The 6,176-nt window shown below is 36.9% G+C and carries 7 protein-coding genes and 1 pseudogene; 6 read left to right on the forward strand and 2 right to left on the reverse strand.

Translation table 11 applies throughout. The features are described 5' to 3' along the window. Window positions 1-211 precede the first annotated feature (211 nt). Window positions 212-547 carry a hypothetical protein gene (locus ACFCYJ_RS26585; protein ID WP_376078883.1) on the forward strand — a complete coding sequence of 112 codons (336 nt, stop codon included), beginning with the start codon at window positions 212-214 and terminating at the stop codon, window positions 545-547. Window positions 548-637: 90 nt separating this feature from the next. On the opposite strand, the gene ACFCYJ_RS26590 is transcribed toward ACFCYJ_RS26585, so the two are convergent. Continuing rightward, window positions 638-1,780, reverse strand: a complete 1,143-nt coding sequence (locus ACFCYJ_RS26590; protein ID WP_376078884.1) for an MFS transporter — start codon at window positions 1,778-1,780, stop codon at window positions 638-640. A 168-nt stretch (window positions 1,781-1,948) separates the two neighbouring features. Between ACFCYJ_RS26590 and ACFCYJ_RS26595 the strand changes: the two genes are divergently transcribed. Then, on the forward strand, window positions 1,949-2,800 hold the full coding sequence (locus ACFCYJ_RS26595) for a LysR family transcriptional regulator (RefSeq protein WP_376078886.1): 852 nt from the start codon (window positions 1,949-1,951) through the stop codon (window positions 2,798-2,800). 53 nt (window positions 2,801-2,853) lie between these two features. On the opposite strand, the gene ACFCYJ_RS26600 is transcribed toward ACFCYJ_RS26595, so the two are convergent. Further along, window positions 2,854-3,438, reverse strand: coding sequence for a DJ-1/PfpI family protein (locus tag ACFCYJ_RS26600; protein ID WP_376078887.1), 585 nt, complete (start codon window positions 3,436-3,438; stop codon window positions 2,854-2,856). Window positions 3,439-3,579: 141 nt separating this feature from the next. Between ACFCYJ_RS26600 and ACFCYJ_RS26605 the strand changes: the two genes are divergently transcribed. The 4 genes and pseudogenes from ACFCYJ_RS26605 to ACFCYJ_RS26620 all read left to right on the forward strand — a co-directional run bounded on the left by ACFCYJ_RS26605 (window position 3,580) and on the right by ACFCYJ_RS26620 (window position 6,152). After that, a complete protein-coding gene (locus ACFCYJ_RS26605; RefSeq protein ID WP_376078889.1) occupies window positions 3,580-4,023 on the forward strand; it encodes an Lrp/AsnC family transcriptional regulator in 444 nt (147 codons plus the stop codon). Window positions 4,024-4,316: 293 nt separating this feature from the next. Continuing rightward, window positions 4,317-4,604, forward strand: a pseudogene (locus tag ACFCYJ_RS26610) (sigma factor); the annotation flags it as partial. A gap of 202 nt (window positions 4,605-4,806) precedes the next feature. Then, a complete protein-coding gene (locus ACFCYJ_RS26615) occupies window positions 4,807-5,463 on the forward strand; it encodes a hypothetical protein (RefSeq protein ID WP_376078891.1) in 657 nt (218 codons plus the stop codon). A gap of 26 nt (window positions 5,464-5,489) precedes the next feature. After that, on the forward strand, window positions 5,490-6,152 hold the full coding sequence (locus ACFCYJ_RS26620; RefSeq protein WP_376078893.1) for a DUF2785 domain-containing protein: 663 nt from the start codon (window positions 5,490-5,492) through the stop codon (window positions 6,150-6,152). Window positions 6,153-6,176: the final 24 nt, after the last annotated feature.

Below are 6,176 nucleotides of genomic sequence, written 5' to 3' on the forward strand. Positions count from 1 at the left end.
CGACGGATGGAACCATCGAAACGACGGAAAGAACGGCCAAAACGACGGAAAGATCTCCGACGACGGAAGGTCCCGCCGAAGAGACGGAAAGAATCGCCACAGCGACGGATGGAACCATCGAAACGACGGAAAGAACGGTCAGAACGACGGAAAAAATCTCCAACGACGGAAGGTCCCGCCGAGGTGACGGAAAGAATCGCCACAGCGGCGGATGGAACCATCGAAACGACGGAAAGGACGGCCAAAGCGACGGAAAGAATCGCCAGAGCGCCGGATGGAACCATCGAAACGACGGAAAGAACGGCCAAAGCGACGGAAAGAATCTCCGACGACGGAAGTTCCCGCCAAAGTGACGGAAAGAATCGCCACAGCGACGGATGGAACCATCGAAACGACGGAAAGAACGGCCAAAGCGACGGAAAGAATCTCCGACGACGGAAGGTCCCGCCGAAGTGACGGAAAGAATCGTCAGAGCGCCGGATGGAACCATCGAAACGACGGAAAGAACGGTCAAAGCGACGGAAAGCGCCATCCTAAAAGAAGGTAACCCAGTCAAATTTGCCATTCTAGCCATCAAAATGACGAATAAGATCATCAAATCAACAGTTAGAATCGCAATTATATAAATTTATACTTTTTAAACGCTAAATTTCTTCCTCAAACTATAAAACTGTAAACAAATGGCGATTAGTATAGAGATAACCGCGAAATAAATCAATGTTATTGTTCCAATCTGTAAGGACAGTACAATGCCACCTAAGCTTGCACCGATTGCACTGCCTAAATAATTTACAGAACTGTTTAAGGCCACTGCGGAGCTTCCGTTGTTGGGCTGATATGATAGTAAAATATGTTGTTGAGGTGCTTGGCTTGCCCAACCCATTGCTCCCCAGACAAAGAATGGTAAGTACTTTATTATAGGTAAGTTAATCATTAATGGTATACAAATAATGGATAAAGTTAAAGTGAATAAAATGATTGTAACTAAAGTTTTTGGTTTTCCGAAGTAGTCGATTAAGTATCCAATCATTATACTTCCAAATAAGCCACCAAATCCCCATGCCCAAAGATATATTGTTATGTTACCTGAGCCTGCCATGTCTTCTAATACGGGAGATAGATATGTGTACAATCCAAGGCTAGCAACACTGGCGAAAAATGTTATACATACAGTTACAGTTACTCTTTTATCTAGAAACATCTTTAATCGTTCATTTAGTGCAGGGGGAGGGGTTGTTGGGAAATTGGGAAGTAAAATATACATACATAAAACAGAAATTACACCGATTATAACTAATAGCCAAAGTGTTAATTTCCAATCAAATAAGTTGGATATATATATACCTAAAGGAACCCCTAGTACTGTTCCCATACTCATTCCTCCAATAGTCAATCCTAGAGCTCGCCCTCTCTTTTCACTAGAAACGAACTTTGTAGAGGCTGCAACAGCTAATGGTGAAAATAAACCAGCCCCAGTCCCCGCAATTGCCCTCGAAAGTAGAAGAATAGAAAAGGTTGGCGCTAAAGCTGTGATGCCATTCGCTATTGTAAAGATAAGCATTGACCCTATTAAGATTTTTTTTATTGGTTTTCCTGCAAGTAAAGAAGAAAATAACGGCGCTGATATTGCGTAAAATAAAGTGAAAATACTTACAGCCTGGCCGACTTGTGAAGTGCTTTTGTGATACGTATCACTAATTCCTGGGAGAAGTCCTGCGATCACATAGGCATCAAAGCCCAAGGCAAACATGCCAAAGGATAATAATAAAACATTTTTCATTTATTGAACCTCCAAAAAAATTAAAGATGCTAAGTATAGACGTCCTATAACGTTATGTTATAATCGATGCACCTTCTATATTTAATAGGTTACTAAAAAACCAAGAATATGGAACAATCACTATTTTATAAGGGTATAACAAATCGTTATAAGGTATGGAGGAATACAATGAATTTAGAATGGTTACATAGTTTTATTACCGCAGCCAATCAGAAAAGTTTTTCAAAAGCTGCTCAAATCATGAATCTTTCCCAACCTGCACTAAGTAAACATATACGAAACTTAGAGAATAATCTTGGCATCGAGTTATTTCATAGGACATCGATTGGTATCGAATTAACAGAAGCTGGCGAACGTTTTTACACTCGCATAACACCAGTTTTGACTGAATTAATGGCCATTCGTGAAGAAATACAGCAATTTAGCCAGAGCAACCCTATTGCCATCGGTGGTCTGCCTAGCTTAGCTACTTACTATTTGCCAAACAAAATGAATGAACTTAAGCAACTAGATCGACCTATAACTTTAATGATTCAAAATACGTCAAATGAACTGCTACAATCTTTGGAAAAAGGTAGACTTGATGCAGTCTTTGTGGATGCAAAATATACGGGAGAATCTTTGTGGAGTTGCGAATTGTTTACGGAGCCTTACTATGCTGTGTTTCCGTTGACTCATCGTTTTAATTCAAGAACAGTAGTGGATCTTGAAGAATTGTGTGAGGAGCCACTTATTGTCCATCAAGCTCCTTGTGATTCAAGGAAGGAGATAGTAGAACAAATACAATCACTTGGCTACAAGCCTAATATCATAAGTGAGATGAACTTTGGGGATTTTATCTTTGGAGCTGTAAGTGCTGGAATGGGGATTACGATTGTACCAGAATTAATGGCTAAAAATATCGGTCATCTTCAGCTGTTTGCCTTACCGATTAATAATTTTGGAAGGTCCAGAACGATTTCATTGGTTACTAAAAATAAAGAGTTAGGATCGAAATTATATCAATTAATATCAAATTAAATGGAATGAAATGAAGCTGTCTCAATTTAACGCATGGAGACAGCTTCATTAAATTAATTAAACCCCATAAAATCCTTTACCTTTTTTGTATTTTCCACAGAAGTCAGTATTTCTAATAAGCTAAAGGCAACGTCGAATGCAGTGCCAGGATTTGATGATGTAATAATATGTTCAGTTTGAACAACTCGTTCATTGATGATGTCTGCACCATAGGATTGAAGTTGTGCTATTCGTTTACTTGTTGGATGATTATAAGTAGTAGCTTTTCGATTATGTAGGACTCCGCTATGACCTAAAATTAGGGAAGCTACACAAACCGTTGCAATCGGTTTTTTGTGTTCATCGAAATGACGAACAACCGCCTGGAATTCCTCGCTAAAGGCATCCTCATAAAATCCAGCTTCCTCAAAGCCTCCAGGAATCGCAAGTGCATCAAACTCCGCTAATGATATTTCATGAAGCAACTTTTCGGGTGCTACGTTAAAATTCCATGTACATTGCAGTTGCTGATGCAATCCTACAGTCACGACCTCTGTTGTGCCATCGCCCTCCCATTTATTCCAGCCAAGTACATCTGTAAAAACACTCGCTTCAACAGCCTCAAATCCATTTGCTAATAGTAATAATATTTTTTTCATGTTGTTAATGCCTCCTTTATACGTTTAATTGTAATGAATAAGGCAATTCAATGACAGAATCTGTATAATGTATTTTAGATGATTTGCTTTATAATAAAAGGAATTTTATTAAATCTAATTTATATAAAAAGGTGGATACTTATGGATCATATAGATCGTGAAATTTTACAGCAATTACAACAAAATGCAAAAATGTCGATGAAGGAATTAGCAGCGACGGTTCATTTATCTTCTCCAGCTGTTATTGAACGTGTAAGAAAACTGGAAGAGCAGAGGATTATTGAAGGTTACGGAGCTAGGGTTAATTTAAAAAAGATCAATCGTGACATTCAAGCTATTATTTTATTTAAATCAATTGATTGTAAAAGTCTTTCAGATTTTTGTAATGCACATCCCGATGTCCTCGAATGCTATCGTGTAGCGGGTGAAATCAGTTATATTGTAAAAATTGCAACTAATTCAGTAGAAACATTGGAGCAGTTTGTAGATGAGGCCATGCCTTATGGAACGCCTTCAACAAATATTGTGCTTTCTTCAAATAAAAAATCGGTCATTGCGCCTTTTTCTGATGAAAATATAGAATAATGAGTCCGGATTTGCTCGACTCGAGAAAAGAGGAGAATAGCTTACGGAGAAAGACATCTCAAAGGAAACCTCAAAATCCAAGCTCTCTATCGTACAGGGCCATTAAGAAAAACTTAAATCAGATATTTTCTAATGATAATTTCCCAAAAAGCAAACCTCTATATTGTGAGCGTCGTTTATAGAGCAGAGAGGGGGGAGAGATGTTGCTTGAAATTAAAGAACTCGAAGAAATAATGCAGCAGCATATAGAAAGGCTCATCCGGCTTGCCTTTTACTAAGTCAAAGATTTACAAAGTGCTGAAGATATCGTTCAAGATGTGTTTATTAAATTTTTCGATAATCAACAAAATTATGAGGAAAGAGGAGAATTACGAGCATATTTATCGAGGCTTGTTATTAACAAAAGTAAAGATTATTTGCGTAGCTGGACATACCGTAAAATCCAAGTTCAACAGAAGATTTTTACCAAGGAAACCATCATAAAAAGAGACATGCTTGTACAGCAGGATGAACAAACATTAATAGAAAACGCCATCTTAGCACTACCATTAAAACAGTGTGAGGTCCTTATTTATTATTAATTTGAGGAAATGTCTGTTATTAAAGATTTGCGGATATAGACAGCATAAAAATACTAGAAGAGTATAAATAAATCAAGGCTAGACAGTTAAAAATTTCGAGAATGTCTAGCTTTTTTATTAGCTGTTTTATATATTTGGATTAGGGTACAATTATTGTAATTATTTGTATGATGGTATTTTCTCGAAAAATAGGTACTGGGGAGTGAATAAAGCATTGATAACTGTAATAATGGACAATGCGTTAGCATTTATTCTATCTTTACCACTCATACTTATCTATTTTAAAAGCCTTTCCCAGGAAAATTCAGCTTGGCGTTGGACTTTGCCCATTTGGCTTTTAAATCATCATATGATTCGATATTTAGTGTCTTTTGGTGATATCTTTTGGGTGGTGTTAATGTGGCAATTTCTTTTTGTTTGGCCAATATGTATAGGTATATATTATTATTTATACAAAAAGGAAGATAAATGGGGATTTTATATAGGGTTAAAGAAAAAGCATGTCATTTTAATGGGAAGTTTAATCGTTTTATGCATTAGTTCACTTGGGATTTGTATGTATGATACTAACCAAAAAGTGATTTCCTTTCATGAACAAGTTATGAAGGAATTAGAAGATAGCTCTGACCGTCCGCAATATTTAATACAAAAAAGTGTTACGCCATCTACTCTGCTCTCTTTGTCTGACCAAATCAATGAGGTCAGAAATGGAAAGGTGCGTGCGGCGACCTTTCCTTGGAAAAGCAAAGTAATTGTTGTAATGGACAACGAGCAGAAGGAGTTTACTTATGTACGGTTTAATGAGGGATGGAAGCTTGATGGTATTTATCATGAAAGTAGTTCTGATTATTCTGAATAAAAACAACTGTGAAAAGGAGAAAAACAATGCGTATGTTACAAAATGAAAACTTATTGAAGGAAGATGACTTAAAAGAAATACTCAGAGAATTAAATTGTGGAGGTAGAAACTGGCAACAAGAGGACCGAACATATATCATACAGTCAATGATGCTACATATCGGTTCATTAGATAGCGAACTGAGAGATGACTTAATATATGGGTCGTTTTATGAATTAATTTTAGAAAAAAACTTACTTGAGCATTCACTTTTAACGGAGCTTTTAGATTATAGTCTGAAAAATCCGCTTTTTAAAGGTATTACTGAAAGCGAATCAGATTTAGTTTTTACTCGAACGTTTACGTCGCTTCTAATTGCACTTATTTTACATAGGGATCATGAAGACGATTTTTTATCTGAGGACAAAATAAATGATTGTAAAGATCAATTACTAGCTTATTTATCAGCTGAAACGGATGTAAGAGGCTACGTGCCAGGGAAAGGGTGGGCTCATAGTGTTGCCCATATGGCTGATGCAATCGAACAGTTGGTGAAAAATCAAAAATTAAATAAAGCCTCTTATATTGAAATTGCAAGTGCATTATACAACGCCGTTTTACAAGAAAATTATGCTTTCATTCACAGAATTGAGCTTCATTCCTCCCACTTCTTCAGAGGTGGGAGGAATGAAGTGCTTTTTTCTTTATAGAACATATGTTTATGTTGTATATTG

It is taken from the genome of Lysinibacillus sp. NPDC056232 (assembly GCF_042267565.1).
GTDB lineage: Bacteria > Bacillota > Bacilli > Bacillales_A > Planococcaceae > Lysinibacillus.

Excerpts from the sequence above, each read along its gene's own strand:
- ACFCYJ_RS26585 (WP_376078883.1), top strand. The coding sequence starts at position 212 with ATGGAACCATCGAAACGACGGAAAGGACGGCCAAAGCGACGGAAAGAA.
- ACFCYJ_RS26605 (WP_376078889.1), top strand. The coding sequence starts at position 3,580 with ATGGATCATATAGATCGTGAAATTTTACAGCAATTACAACAAAATGCA.
- ACFCYJ_RS26620 (WP_376078893.1), top strand. The coding sequence starts at position 5,490 with ATGCGTATGTTACAAAATGAAAACTTATTGAAGGAAGATGACTTAAAA.
- ACFCYJ_RS26590 (WP_376078884.1), bottom strand. The coding sequence starts at position 1,780 with ATGAAAAATGTTTTATTATTATCCTTTGGCATGTTTGCCTTGGGCTTT.
- ACFCYJ_RS26595 (WP_376078886.1), top strand. The coding sequence starts at position 1,949 with ATGAATTTAGAATGGTTACATAGTTTTATTACCGCAGCCAATCAGAAA.
- ACFCYJ_RS26600 (WP_376078887.1), bottom strand. The coding sequence starts at position 3,438 with ATGAAAAAAATATTATTACTATTAGCAAATGGATTTGAGGCTGTTGAA.